At 72.3% G+C, this 15,349-nt stretch carries 15 protein-coding genes; 9 read left to right on the forward strand and 6 right to left on the reverse strand.

Going from position 1 to position 15,349, the window contains the following annotated elements; all coding sequences use genetic code 11:
* Positions 1 to 183 precede the first annotated feature (183 nt).
* A complete protein-coding gene (locus ACQEVB_RS28715; protein ID WP_432977770.1) occupies positions 184 to 2,253 on the reverse strand; it encodes a transglycosylase domain-containing protein in 2,070 nt (689 codons plus the stop codon).
* Between the two features lie 147 nt (positions 2,254 to 2,400).
* Here ACQEVB_RS28715 and tatA point away from each other — a divergent pair, with 147 nt between their 5' ends.
* Together tatA and ACQEVB_RS28725 are read left to right on the forward strand one after the other, a co-directional pair.
* Entirely contained in the window at positions 2,401 to 2,568 is a 168-nt protein-coding gene (gene tatA, locus ACQEVB_RS28720; RefSeq protein WP_432977773.1) for a Sec-independent protein translocase subunit TatA, read from the forward strand.
* 70 nt (positions 2,569 to 2,638) lie between these two features.
* The gene (locus tag ACQEVB_RS28725) at positions 2,639 to 3,925 is read left to right on the forward strand and encodes an acyl-CoA dehydrogenase family protein (RefSeq protein ID WP_432977776.1); all 1,287 of its coding nucleotides are present in this window, start codon (positions 2,639 to 2,641) and stop codon (positions 3,923 to 3,925) included.
* Positions 3,926 to 4,169: 244 nt separating this feature from the next.
* Here ACQEVB_RS28725 and ACQEVB_RS28730 read toward each other — a convergent pair whose 3' ends face one another.
* Entirely contained in the window at positions 4,170 to 4,322 is a 153-nt protein-coding gene (locus tag ACQEVB_RS28730; RefSeq protein WP_432977779.1) for a hypothetical protein, read from the reverse strand.
* Positions 4,323 to 4,339: 17 nt separating this feature from the next.
* Between ACQEVB_RS28730 and ACQEVB_RS28735 the strand changes: the two genes are divergently transcribed.
* Positions 4,340 to 5,005: a hypothetical protein gene (locus ACQEVB_RS28735; protein ID WP_432977782.1), complete on the forward strand. Its 666-nt coding sequence runs from the start codon at positions 4,340 to 4,342 to the stop codon at positions 5,003 to 5,005.
* On the opposite strand, the gene ACQEVB_RS28740 is transcribed toward ACQEVB_RS28735, so the two are convergent.
* The gene (locus ACQEVB_RS28740; protein ID WP_432977785.1) at positions 5,006 to 5,755 is read right to left on the reverse strand and encodes an enoyl-CoA hydratase-related protein; all 750 of its coding nucleotides are present in this window, start codon (positions 5,753 to 5,755) and stop codon (positions 5,006 to 5,008) included.
* Between the two features lie 64 nt (positions 5,756 to 5,819).
* On the opposite strand from ACQEVB_RS28740, the gene ACQEVB_RS28745 reads away from it, so the two are divergent.
* The 3 genes from ACQEVB_RS28745 to ACQEVB_RS28755 all read left to right on the forward strand — a co-directional run bounded on the left by ACQEVB_RS28745 (position 5,820) and on the right by ACQEVB_RS28755 (position 7,944).
* Positions 5,820 to 6,326, forward strand: a complete 507-nt coding sequence (locus tag ACQEVB_RS28745) for a PaaI family thioesterase (RefSeq protein WP_432977788.1) — start codon at positions 5,820 to 5,822, stop codon at positions 6,324 to 6,326.
* A complete protein-coding gene (locus ACQEVB_RS28750) occupies positions 6,323 to 7,432 on the forward strand; it encodes an MBL fold metallo-hydrolase (protein ID WP_432977790.1) in 1,110 nt (369 codons plus the stop codon). Before ACQEVB_RS28745 ends, ACQEVB_RS28750 begins: the two co-directional genes overlap by 4 nt.
* A 185-nt stretch (positions 7,433 to 7,617) precedes the next feature.
* Positions 7,618 to 7,944 carry a histone-like nucleoid-structuring protein Lsr2 gene (locus tag ACQEVB_RS28755; RefSeq protein ID WP_432977793.1) on the forward strand — a complete coding sequence of 109 codons (327 nt, stop codon included), beginning with the start codon at positions 7,618 to 7,620 and terminating at the stop codon, positions 7,942 to 7,944.
* 70 nt (positions 7,945 to 8,014) lie between these two features.
* Here ACQEVB_RS28755 and ACQEVB_RS28760 read toward each other — a convergent pair whose 3' ends face one another.
* Positions 8,015 to 8,776, reverse strand: a complete 762-nt coding sequence (locus ACQEVB_RS28760; protein WP_432977796.1) for a 3-hydroxyacyl-CoA dehydrogenase — start codon at positions 8,774 to 8,776, stop codon at positions 8,015 to 8,017.
* 32 nt (positions 8,777 to 8,808) lie between these two features.
* Complete coding sequence (locus ACQEVB_RS28765; protein ID WP_432977799.1) at positions 8,809 to 9,423, reverse strand: TetR/AcrR family transcriptional regulator; 615 nt, start codon at positions 9,421 to 9,423, stop codon at positions 8,809 to 8,811.
* 110 nt (positions 9,424 to 9,533) lie between these two features.
* On the opposite strand from ACQEVB_RS28765, the gene ACQEVB_RS28770 reads away from it, so the two are divergent.
* Positions 9,534 to 11,060 carry an MDR family MFS transporter gene (locus ACQEVB_RS28770; RefSeq protein WP_432977802.1) on the forward strand — a complete coding sequence of 509 codons (1,527 nt, stop codon included), beginning with the start codon at positions 9,534 to 9,536 and terminating at the stop codon, positions 11,058 to 11,060.
* A gap of 50 nt (positions 11,061 to 11,110) precedes the next feature.
* Here the strand turns inward: ACQEVB_RS28770 and ACQEVB_RS28775 are convergent, their stop codons facing one another.
* Complete coding sequence (locus tag ACQEVB_RS28775; protein ID WP_432977805.1) at positions 11,111 to 12,283, reverse strand: MFS transporter; 1,173 nt, start codon at positions 12,281 to 12,283, stop codon at positions 11,111 to 11,113.
* Between the two features lie 52 nt (positions 12,284 to 12,335).
* Here ACQEVB_RS28775 and ACQEVB_RS28780 point away from each other — a divergent pair, with 52 nt between their 5' ends.
* Both ACQEVB_RS28780 and ACQEVB_RS28785 read left to right on the forward strand, forming a co-directional pair.
* Entirely contained in the window at positions 12,336 to 13,892 is a 1,557-nt protein-coding gene (locus ACQEVB_RS28780) for a long-chain-fatty-acid--CoA ligase (RefSeq protein ID WP_432977808.1), read from the forward strand.
* Between the two features lie 12 nt (positions 13,893 to 13,904).
* Positions 13,905 to 15,341, forward strand: a complete 1,437-nt coding sequence (locus ACQEVB_RS28785; protein WP_432977811.1) for an aminotransferase class V-fold PLP-dependent enzyme — start codon at positions 13,905 to 13,907, stop codon at positions 15,339 to 15,341.
* Positions 15,342 to 15,349: the final 8 nt, after the last annotated feature.

Raw genomic sequence — 15,349 nt, forward strand, 5'->3', positions numbered from 1 at the left:
TCGCGGTTTCCGTCCCGGCGAGTCGTGGGTTCCGGTTGGGCGAGTCGTGGGTTCACGACGTCGAGATGCGAAATCGGCACGCCGTGCGCGTCCGAGCGGCGTCACGGAATCCACATCTCGGCGACAGGGAACAACGACTCGCCAACACGAGAACCACGACTCGCCGGCAACAGCAGCGGACGCCTAGTTTCCGCCGTCCGCGTTCTCCCCGCCGCCGTCACCACCTCCGTCACCGCCGTCGTCGCCGTGGGCGGTGTTGTCCGGGTTGCCGTTGCGGGCGTGCAGGTAGGTGGGATCGGGCGGGGGCAGCGGGAGGACGGGCTGCCCGGCGAGGATCGCCTGCATGGCGGGGTAGAAGGTGCGCGCGGGGACGGTGCCGCCGTAGATGTTGCCGGTGCCGCACGGGTGCGGCGGGTCGCCGATGCAGATCGGCTGGGGTGAACGCGAGTCGTCGAACACGATCGCCGCGGCGGCCAGCTGCGGCGTGGCACCGACGAAGGCCGCCGACTTGTACTCCTGGGTCGTGCCGGTCTTCGCGCCGATCGGGCGGTTCCAGCCGGCCGCTGCCGCGGCAGCGGCCGAGGTGCCGCCGGGTTGGTCGTCCTTGGAGAGGCCGTTCATCAAGGTGTCGGCGAGGCCGGGCGGCACGGCCTGCGTGCACGGCTGCGCCGCCACCGGTACGGCCGCTCCCGTCCGGTCGGTGACCGAGACGATCGGGTTCGGCGGGCACCACATGCCGTGGCTGGCCAGGGTCGCGTCGACGTTGGCGAGCTCCAGCGCGCTGGTCGGGGTCACGCCGAGCGTGAACGACGCCTGGTTCTGCTTCTTCGTCACGTCGGCGATGGACGGGCCGCCGTTCGGTCCAGGTTGCGCGAGCGAGGTCATGCCCAGCTTCACCGCCATGTCGACGACCGCCGGCACACCGACCCGCCCCTCGAGCTCGACGAACGCCGTGTTCGGCGACTGCGCCAGCGCGTCGGTGAGCGACAGCTGCCCCGGGTAGTTGCCGGCGTTGCGCACCGGCAGCGGGTGACCGGCGCCGTCGACGTAGTTGGGCATCGTCGCGCCGCTGGGCGGCACGTCGAGGATCGAGTCGATGCCGGCGACGCCCTGGTCCAGCGCCGCGGCCGAGGTGAAGATCTTGTAGACCGAGCCGGCGCCGAGGTTCTCCGGCACCGACGGCAGCCCGAACGCCGACTGGCCGGGCCCGTTGCCGAACGGCCGGTTCGCCGCGAGCGCCACGACCCGATGGCTGTCCTGCCCCGGCGCCACGATCGCCATCACGTCGGCGACGTGCGGGTTGTCCGGCGGGTCGGCGGCGTCGATGGCCGCCTTGAGGTGTGTGAGGGCTGATCGGTCCAGCGTCGTGCGCACCGTGTAGCCGCCGCTCGCCAGCTGCTCCGCCGAGATCCCGGCCGACTGCAGGTAGCGCTCGACGTAGAGGCAGAAGTAGCCGGCGTCGCCTGCGCCCGTGCAGCCCTCCCCCGGCGCGGCCGGCTGCGCGACCGTCCCGAGGGGTGCCGCAGTCGCGGCCGCTGCCTGCGTCGCGTCGATCGCACCCTGCTGCTGCATCGCGGCGATCACCGTGTCACGACGGGCCTTGGCCGCGTCGGCACGCTCGGCCGGGTCGTACGCCGACGGGCTCTGCACCATGCCGGCGAGCAGCGCGGACTGCGCAACGGTGAGCTTGTCGGCGGTGGTGTCGAAGTACACCTTCGCGGCCGCCCCGACGCCGTACGCGCCGTGGCCGAAGTACACGACGTCGAGGTAGCGGGAGAGGATGTCCGCCTTCGACAGCTCGTTGTCGAGCTGGAGCGCGAGCTCCGCCTCCTTCACCTTCCGGGTGATGCTCGGCGCGACCGCAGCCCGGCGCGCCGCATCGGTCTTGGCCGCCACGTAGAGCTCGTAGTTCTTGACGTACTGCTGGGTCAGCGTCGAACCGCCCTGCTGCGCGCCGCCGTTGGCGTCGTTCACCAGCGCCCTGGCCGTCCCGATGGGGTCGACGCCGCCGTGGTCGTAGAAGCGGCGGTCCTCGATGGCCACGATCGCAGCCTTCATCGACGGCGCGATCCGGTCACCCGGGACAGGGATGCGGAACTGGTCGTAAAGGTACGCGAGCGGCACACCGGCCGAATCGGTGACAACTGTCGTGGCCGGCGTCACGCCCGAGCGCAGATCGTCGGAGACGGTGGCGGCGGAAGTGCCGACCTGGCCGGCGAGAACACCGATTCCACCGACGACGGGAAACGCCATTCCAGCCGCGGCCACCCCTGCTACCAGGGACAACGCGGCGAGACGCCAGATACCGGATCGCGAACGCACCCACCCGGTGTATCAGATCCGGCCCGCCGGGGTGCACACTGACGGGCAGCATCACGTCGTACCGGGAAGGTGTCGGAAATGGGCGAGCTGAGTCCTTGGCATTGGGCTGTGGTCATCATTATCGCAGCTTTACTCTTCGGCGCGAAACGACTGCCCGACGCCGCCCGCAGCCTCGGCCGCTCGGCCCGGATCCTCAAGGCGGAGCTGCGGGCCGACGACGCACCGGAGAGCACCGGCTCCAGCTGATCTCGACCCGGGCTGCACCCGCGATGCACGATGGCCGGGCCCGATCCGGTCCGCGAAAGGTGCAGTCACGATGGCGTGGGACTTCTCCACCGAGCCCGAGTTCGAGAAGAAGCTGGACTGGATGCGCGGCTTCGTCCGCGACGAGATCATCCCGCTGGAGACGCTCGACCTCGATCGCGCGACCTACGCGCGGATCACCGCGCCGCTCAAGGAGCAGGTGAAGGAGCAGGGTCTCTGGGCCGCGCACCTGCCGCCCGAGCTCGGCGGTGGCGGGTTCGGGCAGGTCAAGCTGGGGTTGATGCACGAGATCCTCGGCCAGTGCGCCTACGCGCCCGGGATCTTCGGCAACCAGGCGCCCGACTCCGGCAACGCCGAGCTGCTCGCCATCGGCGGCTCGCCCGAGCAGAAGGAACGCTGGATGTTCCCGCTGCTCCGGGGCGAGCTGCGCAGCTGCTTCTCGATGACAGAGCCGGGCGCGGGGGCCGACCCGACCCTGCTCACCACCCGCGCCGTGCGCGACGGTGGCGACTACGTCATCAACGGGCACAAGTGGTTCTCCTCGAACGCCTCGCACGCCGACTTCCTGATCGTCATGGCCGTCACCGATCCCGACGTCTCGGCGTACCAGGGCTCGTCCATGATCATCGTGCCGGTCGACACGCCGGGCGTCGAGATCGTGCGCGACATCCCTGTCATGGACCATCCGGCCATCGGGGGCGACCTCTACGGCGGCCACGCCGAGATCGTCTACCGCGACGTGCGGGTACCGGCCGAGAACCTCGTCGGCAACCCGGGCGACGGGTTCCGGCTGGCCCAGCAGCGGCTCGGGCCCGGCCGGATCCACCACGCGATGCGCTGGCTCGGGCAGTCGCGGCGGGCGTTCGACATGTTGTGCGAGCGGGCCGTCAGCCGGTACACGCACGGCTCGGTGCTCGCCGAGAAGCAGATGGTGCAGGACTGGGTCGCCACGTCAGCGGCGGAGATGCAGGCGGCTCGGCTGCTCACCCTGCAGGCGGCGTGGACCATGGACCAGGTCGGCGCGTCCAACGCGCGCGTCGAGATCGCCATGATCAAGTACTGGGGTGCGCGGGTGCTGCACGACGTCATCGACCGCGCCATCCAGGTGCACGGCTCGCTCGGCTTCTCCGGCGACCTGCCGCTGGAGCAGATGTACCGCTCAGCCCGCTCGGCCCGCATCTACGACGGCCCCGACGAGGTCCACAAGCAGACGGTGGCCCGCCGCATCCTGCGCGGCTACCAGCCCGTCGAGGTGCCGACCGAACACATCCCCACCCGCCGCGAGGCCGCCCGCCGCAAGTTCGCGGAGTACCTGGACACGGCCACGGCCAACCTCTGACCACCCCACCGCCCGCGAGTTGCCCGGATCAGAACGGCGAGTTGCCCGTCCCGGGACGGCGAGTTGCCCGTCCCGGGACGGCGAGTTGCCCGTCCCGGGACAGCGAGTTGCCCGGCTCGCGACGCGCGGGTCGGCGTGATCGCCGTCCTGATCGGGCCAACTCGCGGTCCCGATCGGGACGACTCGCCGACCTGGAAGGGGCAACTCGCGCGGGACGGGACCGCACACCCCGGGGCCGCGATCCTCAGCTGCGGCTCTGCTCCACGCGCTCGTGGAGGCGGTTGCGGATCTCGTCGGGGGTGTAGGCGCGGCGCTTGCGCTCGCCGCGGGCGACGACGACGCCGGTGGCGGCGACGCCGGCGAGTCCCGCGAGCCCCAGCAGTTTCCACATCCGCATGCGGCTAACCTACCGCCGTGCCGCGGCAGGTGACGTCGATCTCCCTCGACGAGGCGTGTGCGCTCACCCGCACCGGTGACGTGTGGGTGTTCCGCGGCGACAGCGGCGCCGACCGCGCGATCCGCAGCCTGACGAACGCGCCGGTCAACCACGTGGGCATGGCGATCGTGGTCGACGACCTGCCGCCGCTGATGTGGCACGCCGAGCTGGGCAAGGGCCTGCCCGACATGTGGTCGGGCACCCACCAGCGCGGGGTGCAGCTGCACGACCTGCGGGCGGCGGTGCTGCAGTGGGGCCACCGCTACGGGCAGCAGGGGTGGTTGCGTCAGCTCGAGGGCCCGATGACGGGCGAGATCGAGGACGCCGCGCTGCGGACGGTGGCCCGGCTGGACGGCACCCCGTTCCCGTCGACGGCGCGGCTGGCCGGGCGCTGGATCCGCGGCCGGGTGCCCCGGCTGCGCCTGCGGCGCCGCCAGGACGCCACCACCGCCGACCCGGTCACGATGGAGACGGCGTACTGCGCGGAGGTCGTCGCGGTGACCTACGAGGACATGGGTCTGCTACCCCGCGGCCGCAAGGCGAACTGGTACGACCCCGGCCGCTTCTGGAGCGGCGACGACCTGGAGCTGGCCGACGGCTTCCGGCTCGGCGGCGAGATCGCGGTGACCCTTCCGCCCGCCTGACTACCGGCCCGGCCAGCGTGGCGCCCGCTTCTCCCGGAACGCCGCGACCCCCTCGGCCGCGTCGTCCGACGATTCGGCGAGCTCGCTCGCCCGTTCGGTGGCCGCCCAGCCGGGCCCGTCGAGCACGGCCTCGACCTCGGCGACGGCGGCCAGGGTCGCCGCCTGCGCGACCGGTGACTGCGCGGCGACCACCTCGGCGAGCTCCAGCGCCGCCGGCACCGCCGTGCCGGGCTCCACGAGCCGGTTGACCAGCCCCAGTGACCACGCGCGCTCGGCGCCGAGCGGTTCCCCGGTCAGCAGCATCTCCAGCGCGATGTTGCGCGGGAGCGCCCGCGGCGCGCGGAACAGCGCACCGCAGTTCGCGACCAGCCCCCTCGCCGTCTCCGGCAGCGCGAAGCGGGCGTCCCGGGACGCGACGACGAGGTCGCAGGCCAGGACGATCTCGAACCCGCCGCCGTACGCCAGGCCGTCGACGGCTGCGATGAGGGGTGTCCGCCGCGCCCGCCGGACCACGCCGTAGTTGCCTCCGCGGGCAGTGGGCTCACCGGGACCGTCGACGAGGTCGGTGCCGGCCGAGAACGCCACCGGGGTGCCCGCGAGCACGCCGACGGCGAGACCGGGATCGTCGTCGAGCTCGTTGAGCGCGGCGTCCAATGCGGCCGTGGTCTCGGCGTCGATGGCGTTGCGGCGGGCCGGCCGGTCGATCGTGACGAGCAGGGTGGGGCCGCGCCGCTCGGTGGTCACCGTCATGGCGTTCGACACTAGTGTCCCACCTCCGTTGCGCAACGAAACCCAGAGTTCCTACTCTCGTTCCATGAGCGCACCCGACACCGTCCGCGAACGGGTCCACGACTGGGACGACCCGATGGCCACCGCCGCCGGCGCGGTCGGCGTCGACGGCATCACGTTCCTCCGCCGCATCGCGGCCGGCGAGATCCCCGCACCACCGATCGCCCGTACCCTCGGGATGGACGTGGAGTCGGTCGAGGAAGGACGCGTGGTGTTCTCGCTCGTGCCCTCGGAGTTCCACTACAACCCGATCGGCTCGGTGCACGGCGGCGTGTACGCCACGCTGCTCGACTCGGCAGCCGGCTGTGCCGTGCACTCGATGCTGCCCGCCGGGGCGCGCTACACGAGCCTCGACCTCACCGTGAAGTTCCTCCGCGCCCTCGGCCGCGACACGGGCAAGGTGACGTGCGAGGGCACCGTGATCCACATGGGCGGGCGCACCGCGCTCGCCGAGGCCCGGTTGTTCGACGGTGCCGGCCGGCTCTGCGCGTACGCCAGCAGTTCCTGCCTGATCGTCCGCGCCGCGTCGTGATCCGCACCGTCGCCTCGCTGCTGGCCCTGGTCGGACTCGGCCGGGGCGTGGCGCGGTTGCGGCGTGCGGCGCGCGGCCTGCCGACGGCCATGGGCGCTCCGGCGGCGGACCTGCGCGTCGCAGCGCACGCGTCCCCGCACGGCCGGAACGGCCGGTTCACCAACACCGAGCCGGTCTCGCCGCTGCGGCCGCTCGCTGTGGCCGGCGTGCTGATGCACCGCGGCGGAAGCGGCCGCCCGCCCCGCCCGATCCCGCTGGTCAGCGATCCCGGGCCGGCCGTCGCCGCGCCGCTCGCCGTCACCTGGTACGGCCATTCGTCGGTCCTCATCGAGATCGACGGGTACCGCGTGCTGACCGATCCGATGTGGGGCGAACGGGCGTCCCCGTCGCCGACCATCGGACCGCGCCGGCTGCATCCGCCACCGGTCGCCCTTTCCGAACTGCCCGACGTGGATGCGGTGCTCATCTCCCACGACCATTACGACCACCTCGATCTGCCGACGGTGCGTGCGGTGACGACGTCGATGTCCGCACCGTTCGTGGTGCCGCCGGGGATCGGCGCGCATCTGCGGTTCTGGGGAGTGCCCGCGGAACGGATCGTCGAACTCGACTGGGGCGGCCAGGTCGGCATCGGCGACCTCGTCGTGCACGCCACGCCGGCACGGCACTTCTCCGGCCGCGGTCTGGTCCGCAACAGCACGCAATGGGCGTCGTGGGCGCTCACCGGGCCCGCGCACCGCGTGTTCTTCGGTGGCGACACCGGCTACACCAGCGCGTTCCGTGAAATCGGCGCCGAGTTGGGGCCGTTCGATCTGACCGTCCTGCCGATCGGCGCCTACGCCGATGCCTGGCCGGACGTGCACATGACGCCGGAACAGGCCGTGCAGGCGCATCTCGACCTGGCGGGCAGGGCGCTGCTCCCCGTGCACTGGGCGACGTTCGACCTCGGGATGCACACGTGGGCCGAACCGGTGGAACGGCTCACCCGCGCGGCCGCTCCCGCCGGAATCCCCCTCGCTGTGCCCCGGCCGGGCGCCCGGGTCGATCTCGCCCTGCTTACCGCACCCGAGCAGTGGTGGGCCGAACCGGGTGCCGGAATCACCTGATTCGACGATCTCCCCTGTTCCCTGTGGGTGGACGTGCGCTGCAGAACGACAGAGATTCGACAAAAAGCGCATGCCTGTTCTATTCTCCCCGCGAGAAAGAGTCCGGCTCCGGGCAGCGCCCCGAAATCCTCACCCCTTCCCCCGGGGTGGTTCGGCGTGCCCGGTCCCCTGGGAAAGGCACGCAGATGGCGAAGCAGACCACGGTCACACTGATCGACGACCTTGACGGTTCCGTGGCCGACGAGCAGGTGGAGTTCGCGGTCGACGGCCGCAGCTACGAGATCGACCTGTCCGCGGCGAATAGCGCGAGATTGCGCGAGCTCCTGGCGCCGTTCGTCTCGGCTGGTCGGCGCACGGGCGGACGCCGTTCCCCCGCCGGTCCGAGCCGTTCCACGAGCGATCGCGAGCAGAACCAGGCGATCCGGGAATGGGCGCAGCAGAACGGCTTCGCCGTCTCCGACCGCGGCCGCCTGCCTGCGAACGTGATCGAGGCCTACCAGAAGGCGCACTGACCGTCCGACACCGCGAACGGCCGGCCACCCGAGGGGTTCGGGGGGCCGGCCGTTTCGTGCTGTCAGCGGGTCAGCGCGGCGCCATGCGGATCGCGCCGTCGAGGCGGATGGTCTCGCCGTTGAGCATCGGGTTCGCGATGATGTGCGCGGCCAGCGCGCCGTACTCGGCCGGCTGGCCGAGCCGCGCCGGGTGCGGCACCTGCTTCCCCAGCGCCTCGCGGACGTCCTCGGGCAGGCCGCCCAGGAGCGGGGTCTCGAACAGCCCGGGCGCGATGGTCACCACACGGATCTGGGCAGACGCGAGGTCGCGCGCGATCGGCAGGGTCATGCCCACCACCCCGCCCTTGGAGGCGGAGTAGGCGGCCTGGCCGATCTGCCCGTCGAACGCGGCGACCGAGGCGGTGTTGACGATGACGCCGCGGTCGCCGTCGAGCGGCTCGTTGGCGACCATGCGCTCGGCGGCGAGCCGGATCACGTTGAACGTGCCGATCAGGTTGATCTCGATGACGCGGCTGAAGTCGGCCAGCGGGAACACACCGTTCTTGCCGACGGTCTTGGCGGCGTTGCCCACGCCCGCGCAGTTGACCGCGGCGCGCAGGGTGCCCAGCTCGGCCGCGACGTCGAGGGCGGCGGTGATCGCGGCCTCGTCACGGACGTCGGCGGGCGCGAACGCCGCACCGTCACCGAGCTCCTTCGCCCGCTCCTCCCCCGCCGAGGTCGGCAGGTCGACCAGCACGACCTTCGCCCCCGCCGCGACGAGGGTCTGCGCCGTGGCCAGGCCGAGGCCGGATGCGCCTCCGGTGATCAGTGCGACGCCGCCGTTGATGTCCAACTCGATCTCCTCCGCTCGAAAGGGCAGAACCGTCAGGTCTGACTGTTCATACCATCCTCGGCCGCGGCGGCGCCGATCAGCTCCAGTGCGACCTGCCGCGCCGCGGCCCGCCGCTCCTCCTGGGTGCCCGGCAGGTCGTCCTTCGCGAAGGTCCCGAAGTGGACGGCGACCAGGGCCAACCGCGTCTTGAGCAGCGCGGTGACCGACGCGTCCGGCTCGGCCAGCAGCTCGGTCAGCTCCACGAACCGGGCGCGCATCTGCGCGGCGGAGGTGAGCGACTTCACGGCCGTCTGGTTCTCCTGCAGGAACCGCACCATGTGCGGGTTCACCCCGGAGCCGGCGAGGTGCGCGGCGTAGCGCTCGACCAGATCGCGGCTGCGCTGCGGGCCGGGCGGCTGGGTCCGGCCCCACGCGACGATCTCGTCCATCCCGGCGAGCTGGTCGTCGAACAGGCTGCCGACGATCTCCTCCTTGGTGCGGAAGTGGTAGTAGACGGCCGCCTTCGTGACCCCGAGCCGCTCCGCGATCTCGCGCAACGACGTCTTGTCGTAGCCCTGCTCGGCGAACAGCTCCATCGCGACGATGCGGATCTGCTGTCTGGTGTCGGTGCGCCGCTCATCGGTCACCGACCGTCCTGTGTTCGTCACCACGCCCTCCCTGGCGCCAACTAGCTTGACGGCCGGCTAGTAAACGTCCTAGCCTGTCGACAAGTCAGATACTAGCCGGCCGGCAAGGCAGTCGGCGAGAGGGGGAGAAGATGGACACACCCGTGAAATCAAAACGCGAGGTCTACGTCGCGCTGAGCGGCCTGATGATCGCGATGCTCCTCGCGATGCTCGACAACACCATCGTCGGCACCGCGATGCCGACCATCGTCGGCGAGCTGGGCGGCCTCGCCCACCTGTCTTGGGTGGTCACCGCCTACGCGCTGGCCACCGCCGTCACCACCCCCGTCTGGGCCAAGATCGGCGACCTGTACGGGCGCAAGGGCGTCTTCATGGTCTCGATCGCGGTCTTCCTGGTGGGCTCGGCGCTCACCGGGCTCGCCGCCGACATGGGCCAGCTCATCGCCTTCCGCGCCCTGCAGGGCGTCGGTGCCGGTGGTCTGATGGTCGGCGCGATGGCGATCATCGGCGACCTCGTCCCTCCGCGGGAGCGGGGCCGCTACCAGGGCCTCATGGCCGCGATCATGCCGATCGCGTTCATCGGCGGCCCGCTGCTCGGCGGCTACCTCACCGACAACCTCAGCTGGCGGTGGGCGTTCTACATCAACATCCCGCTGGGCATCGCCGCGCTGATCGTCACCTGGTTCACGATGGACCTGCCGCGGGTGCGTCGCGAGGCCCGGATCGACTGGAAGGGCGCCGGCCTGCTCGGCGTCGCGATCTCGGCGCTCACGCTGCTCACCAGCTGGGGCGGCAACACCTACGCGTGGGGCTCGTGGCAGATCATCGGGCTGGCAGTGCTGGCGGTCGTCGCCGGCCTGCTGTTCGTCCGCGTGGAGCGGCGCCAGGTGGAGCCGATCCTGTCGCTCGACCTGTTCCGCAACCGCAGCTTCACCGCGGCCACGACGCTGTCGTTCCTCACCGGGTTCGCGATGTTCGGCGCGGTCACGTACCTGCCGCAGTTCCAGCAGATCGTGCAGGGCGCCTCGGCGACGAGCAGCGGGTTGCTGCTGCTGCCGCTGATGGGCGGCATGCTGACGATGTCGCTGGTCGGCGGGCAGATCGTGACCCGCACGGGGCGGTACCGCTGGCTGCTGATCGGCGGCTCGATCGCGATGACGGTCGGGCTCGTGCTGCTGTCGACGATGGGGCTGGGCACCACGCAGCTGACCAGCTCGCTGTTCATGGTGGTGCTGGGGATCGGCATGGGCATGCTGATGCAGACGACGATGCTCGTCGTGCAGAACAGCGTGCCGATGCGCGACCTCGGCGCGGCCAGCGGCGCGGCGACGCTCTTCCGCACGGTCGGCGGTTCGCTGGGCGTCTCGCTGCTGGGCGTGTTCTACACGAACCAGCTGCAGGGCACCCTGTCCGCGCACCTCGGTGACGCGGCCGGCGCCCAGGTCGCCGGCGGCCAGATCACCCCGGCGGCGCTGGCGCAGCTGCCGGCCGCCGTGCGGGACGCGTTCACCGCGGCCGTCGACAACGGCGTCACCACGGCGTTCCTGGCGGCCGGCCTGGTGGCGGTGCTGGCGATCGGGGCGGCACTGCTGGTCCGGGAGACCCCGCTGCGCGGCAGCACCCCTCCTGCCGAGCGGGAACCCGCCCTGGCGGCCTGACGCACACCTCCGCGTGCCCGCGCACATGTTCCGGCATGTGCGCGGGCACGTCAGCGTGTGCGTGCGGCGTAGCGGCGGCGGCCGACCGTCGCCGTGATCGCCACCGGCACCGCCACCAGGGCGGAGGCGGCGAACTGCGCCGGGTACCGCCCGGCCTCCGCCAGCGGGGCCGCCCCGGCGGCGCCGAGCGCGCTGCCGAGGAAGAGGCAGGCCGCGAAGAGTGCCACGGAGGTCGCTCGCTCCCCCGGCACCATCTCCGTCGCCCACGTCTGCAGGGTGGTGTGCAGGAACGCCCACGATGCGCCGACGAGCAGGCCGGCCAGGGCGAGCGTCGGCCCGCTCACGACGAGCACGGGCAGCAGCCACGCCACCACCAGGCACGACCCGCCGATCGCGGCCATCCCGGCAGGCGGGATCCGGGGCACCAGCGCCCGCACGACGCGGGAGCAGCCGAGCGCGCCCACCCCGAACGTGGCGGCGACCAGTCCCGCGACCCCGGCCGAGAATCCGAGCGACTGCACGGCCGGCGCGAGGTAGGTGAGCACGCCGAGCACGACCGAGCCCTCGACCATGACCACCAGCAGGACGAGCAGGCCCCAGCGCGACCGCAGCACCCGCCCGATCGACCGCACGGGCGTGCCCGTCACCGCTTCCCGCTCCGGCTCGGGCAGCCGCGCCAGCGCCACCCACAGACCGGCCGCCACCGCGCCCGTCACAGCGGGCACCGCTCGCCAGCCGACGAGATCGGCCAGGACTCCCGAGCCGACGGTGGCGAGCGCGATCCCCAGCGCCGACGCCGTGAGGATCTCGGAGACGGGCTGCTGGCGGGTCTCGACGGGCCACACGTCACCCACGTACACGAGCGTGGACGGCACGATGGCCGCGAAGAACGCGCCGGCGAGCACGCGGGACACCCCGAGGACCACGATGTTCGGCGCTACGACCGACACCACACCGGACAGCGCGGCGCCGAGCAGGGCCACGCGCATCACGCGGACCCGCCCGATGCGGTCGCTGACGATCCCCCACACGGGCTGCATCAGCCCGTACGCGAGGAAGTAGCCGCTGGCGACGGCCGCTGCGGCGACCAGCGGAACGCGCAGGTCGAGGCTGATCGCGACGAGGAGCGGCGCGATCGCGAACCGGTCGCAGTTGCTGGTGAACGTCGACAGCTGCAGCAGGCGCAGGCGGCCGCGCTCCCCGGTGACCGGCGCTGTCCCCATCGGGCCATCATGCGACCTTGTCGTGAGCCCGGCCGAGCGCAATGGTGTGGTGATGGGCACATCGCACGCGGGCATGACGATGAGCGACATGGTGGCGCGTCTCGCGCGCACCGCACCGGACGGCGTGGCGACCCGCGCCGGCGACGAGACGCTGACCTGGCAGCAGTTCGACGACCGGGTCACGCGCCTGGCGCACCTGCTGGCGACGGGCGGCGTGCACCGCGGGGACCGGGTCGCGGTGCTGGGGCTGAACAGCAGCGCGCTCCTGGTCGCGATGGCGGCGACGCTGCGCCTGGGTGGCATCTGCGTGCCGGTGAACTTCCGCATGGTCGCCGCGGAGATCGCCTACGTGCTGTCCGACAGCGGCGCCGTGGCCGCGGTGGCCGACGAGCGCTTCCTCCCCGTCCTCGACGTGGCGCTCGCCGAGGCGCACGCGTGCTCGACGGTCGTCCCGATCGATGCGGACTGGGCGGAGCGGCTGGCCGCGGCGTCGGACGCGCCCATCGAGCTCGACCCGCCGGACACGGACCCGGCCTTCATCATGTATACGTCCGGGACCACCGGGCGCCCCAAGGGAGCCGTGCTCACCCACCGCAACCTGCTGCTGCACGCCTACTCGAACGTGCTGCACATCGGCTCGGACGCGACGCCGACCGTCTCGATGTCCGGGGCGCCGCTGTTCCACATCGCCGGGGTGAGCGGCTTCTACATCACGCTGGTGCGCAGCGGCACCACCGTCATCACACCGTCCGGCGGATTCGATCCCGGGCACATCGTCGACCTCCTCGAACGGGAACGGGTCACGAGCACGTTCATGGTGCCCGCGCAGTGGGCCGCGATCGTCGCGCTGCCGGGCATCGCCGAGCGCGACCTGTCGGCGCTGCGGCAGCTGTCGTGGGGTGCGGCACCCGCGTCGACGACGCTGCTGCGGACGATGATCGACACGTTCCCGCAAGCCCAGGTGATCACGGCGTTCGGGCAGACCGAGTGCAGCCCGGTCACCTGCATCCTGCGCGGCGAGGACTCGATCACCAAGATCGGGTCGATCGGGCAGCCGATGCTCAACGTCGAGGTCCGCATCGTCGACGACGACATGAACGACGTGCCGCAGGGCGAGATCGGCGAGATCGTCTACCGGGGTCCGCTGGTGATGAGCGGTTACTGGAACAAGCCGGAGGAGACGGCGGCGGCGTTCACGGGCGGCTGGTTCCATTCCGGTGACCTGGTGCGGGCCGACCCGGACGGCTACCTGTACGTGGTCGACCGCAAGAAGGACATGATCATCTCCGGCGGGGAGAACATCTACTGCGCCGAGGTGGAGAACGTGCTCGCCGCCCACCCGCAGGTCGGCGAGGTCGCGCTGATCGGCGTCCCGCACCCGCGCTACGGCGAGACCCCGCTGGCCGTGATCGCCCCGCGCGACCCGGCGAACCCGCCGTCGGCCGAGGACATCGAGCAGTTCTGCCGCGAACGGCTCTCCGCCTACAAGTGCCCGCGGGAGATCGCGCTGGTCGACGCGCTGCCGCGCAACCCGAGCGGCAAGGTGCTCAAGACCCGGCTGCGGGAGGCGTACGGCGGTGCCGACATCGTGGCCGCGCCGGTGGTGTGACAGGTTCTGCCGATGACCGACCGCGACGATCCCGAGGAGTTCCGCGCGCTCGCGCACGCCGTCGTCGACTGGATCGCCGACTACCGCGCCGGCATCGCTGCCCACCCCGTCCAACCGCACGTGGAGCCGGGGTCGGTGCGGTCCGCGCTGGCCCCGCTGCCGGAGCAGCCGCAGCCGTTCGACGCGCTGCTCGACGAGCTCGACCGGGTCGTGGTACCGGCGTCGACGCACTGGCAGTCGCCCTCGTACTTCGCCTACTTCCCGGCCAACGCGTCGCTGCACTCGCTGCTCGGCGACATGCTCTCCGGCGGGCTCGGCGCCCAGGGGATGCTGTGGGCCACCTCGCCGGCGTGCACCGAGGTCGAGCAGCACCTGATGGACGAGCTCGCCGCCGCGATGGCGCTGCCGGACGCGTTCACGTTCGCCGGCGGGGGCGGCGGCACGATCGAGGACTCCGCGTCGTCGTCGGCGCTGGTGGCGCTGCTCGCCGCGCTGCACAGGGCGAACCCCGGCTGGATCGCCGACGGCGTGCGCGGGGACGAGCGCGTCTACGTCTCGGCGGAGACGCACTCGTCGCTGGCCAAGGCCGTGCGGGTGGCCGGGCTGGGCGCTCGCGCGCTCGTCGTCGTCGACGCCGCGCCGGGCGGGCACGCGCTGTCCCCCGACGCGCTCGACGCCGCCATGGCCGCCGACGTCGCCGCCGGTCTGCGACCTGTGCTGGTGTGCCCGACCATCGGCACCACCGCCACCGGCACCGTCGACCCCGTCCGCCGGATCGCCGAGGTCGCCCGCCGGCACGGCGCGTGGGTGCACGTCGACGCAGCGTGGGCCGGGGTTGCCGCACTATGCCCGGAGCACCGCGCCCTGCTCGACGGCGTCGAGCTCGTGGACTCGTTCTGCACCGACGCCCACAAGTGGCTGCTCACGGCGTTCGACGCGTCGCTGCTGTGGGTGCGTGACGCCGCAGCGCTCCCCGCCGCGCTGTCGCTGACCCCGGAGTACCTGCGCAACGCGGCGTCCGAGTCCGGCGCGGTCGTCGACTACCGGGACTGGCAGGTGCCGCTCGGTCGCCGGTTCCGCGCGCTCAAGCTGCGGGCCGTCGTCCATGCCCGCGGGCTCGAGGGGCTGCGCGCGCACCTGCGCGGGCACGTCGCGCTCGCCGCGGAGCTGGAGCGCTGGGTCGCGGCCGACCCGCGGTTCGAGCTGGCCGTGCCGCGCTCGCTGGCCCTGCTCTGCCTCCGCGTCCGCACCGGCCGCGGCCCCGAGGAGGACGACGCGGCCACCCGACAGGTGATGGAGCGCGTCAACGCGTCGGGCTCGGCGTTCCTCTCGCACGCGGTCGTCGACGGCCGGTACGTGATCCGGGTGGCGATCGGCGCGGTCACCACCGGGCCGGAGCACGTCGAGGCGCTGTGGCAGCGGCTGCAGGCGGAGGCCGCTGCGGTCTGACGCTGTGA

This window comes from Pseudonocardia sp. CA-107938 (genome assembly GCF_050936315.1).
In the GTDB taxonomy this organism is placed as follows: Bacteria; Actinomycetota; Actinomycetes; order Mycobacteriales; family Pseudonocardiaceae; genus Pseudonocardia.

What these genes read in the sequence shown, in the direction of transcription:
- ACQEVB_RS28730 (WP_432977779.1), bottom strand. Translation starts at nt 4,322, where the DNA reads ATGCGGATGTGGAAACTGCTGGGGCTCGCGGGACTCGCCGGCGTCGCC.
- ACQEVB_RS28725 (WP_432977776.1), top strand. Translation starts at nt 2,639, where the DNA reads ATGGCGTGGGACTTCTCCACCGAGCCCGAGTTCGAGAAGAAGCTGGAC.
- ACQEVB_RS28785 (WP_432977811.1), top strand. Translation starts at nt 13,905, where the DNA reads ATGACCGACCGCGACGATCCCGAGGAGTTCCGCGCGCTCGCGCACGCC.
- tatA (WP_432977773.1), top strand. Translation starts at nt 2,401, where the DNA reads ATGGGCGAGCTGAGTCCTTGGCATTGGGCTGTGGTCATCATTATCGCA.
- ACQEVB_RS28745 (WP_432977788.1), top strand. Translation starts at nt 5,820, where the DNA reads ATGAGCGCACCCGACACCGTCCGCGAACGGGTCCACGACTGGGACGAC.
- ACQEVB_RS28755 (WP_432977793.1), top strand. Translation starts at nt 7,618, where the DNA reads ATGGCGAAGCAGACCACGGTCACACTGATCGACGACCTTGACGGTTCC.
- ACQEVB_RS28780 (WP_432977808.1), top strand. Translation starts at nt 12,336, where the DNA reads ATGGGCACATCGCACGCGGGCATGACGATGAGCGACATGGTGGCGCGT.
- ACQEVB_RS28775 (WP_432977805.1), bottom strand. Translation starts at nt 12,283, where the DNA reads ATGGGGACAGCGCCGGTCACCGGGGAGCGCGGCCGCCTGCGCCTGCTG.
- ACQEVB_RS28740 (WP_432977785.1), bottom strand. Translation starts at nt 5,755, where the DNA reads ATGACGGTGACCACCGAGCGGCGCGGCCCCACCCTGCTCGTCACGATC.
- ACQEVB_RS28715 (WP_432977770.1), bottom strand. Translation starts at nt 2,253, where the DNA reads ATGGCGTTTCCCGTCGTCGGTGGAATCGGTGTTCTCGCCGGCCAGGTC.
- ACQEVB_RS28770 (WP_432977802.1), top strand. Translation starts at nt 9,534, where the DNA reads ATGGACACACCCGTGAAATCAAAACGCGAGGTCTACGTCGCGCTGAGC.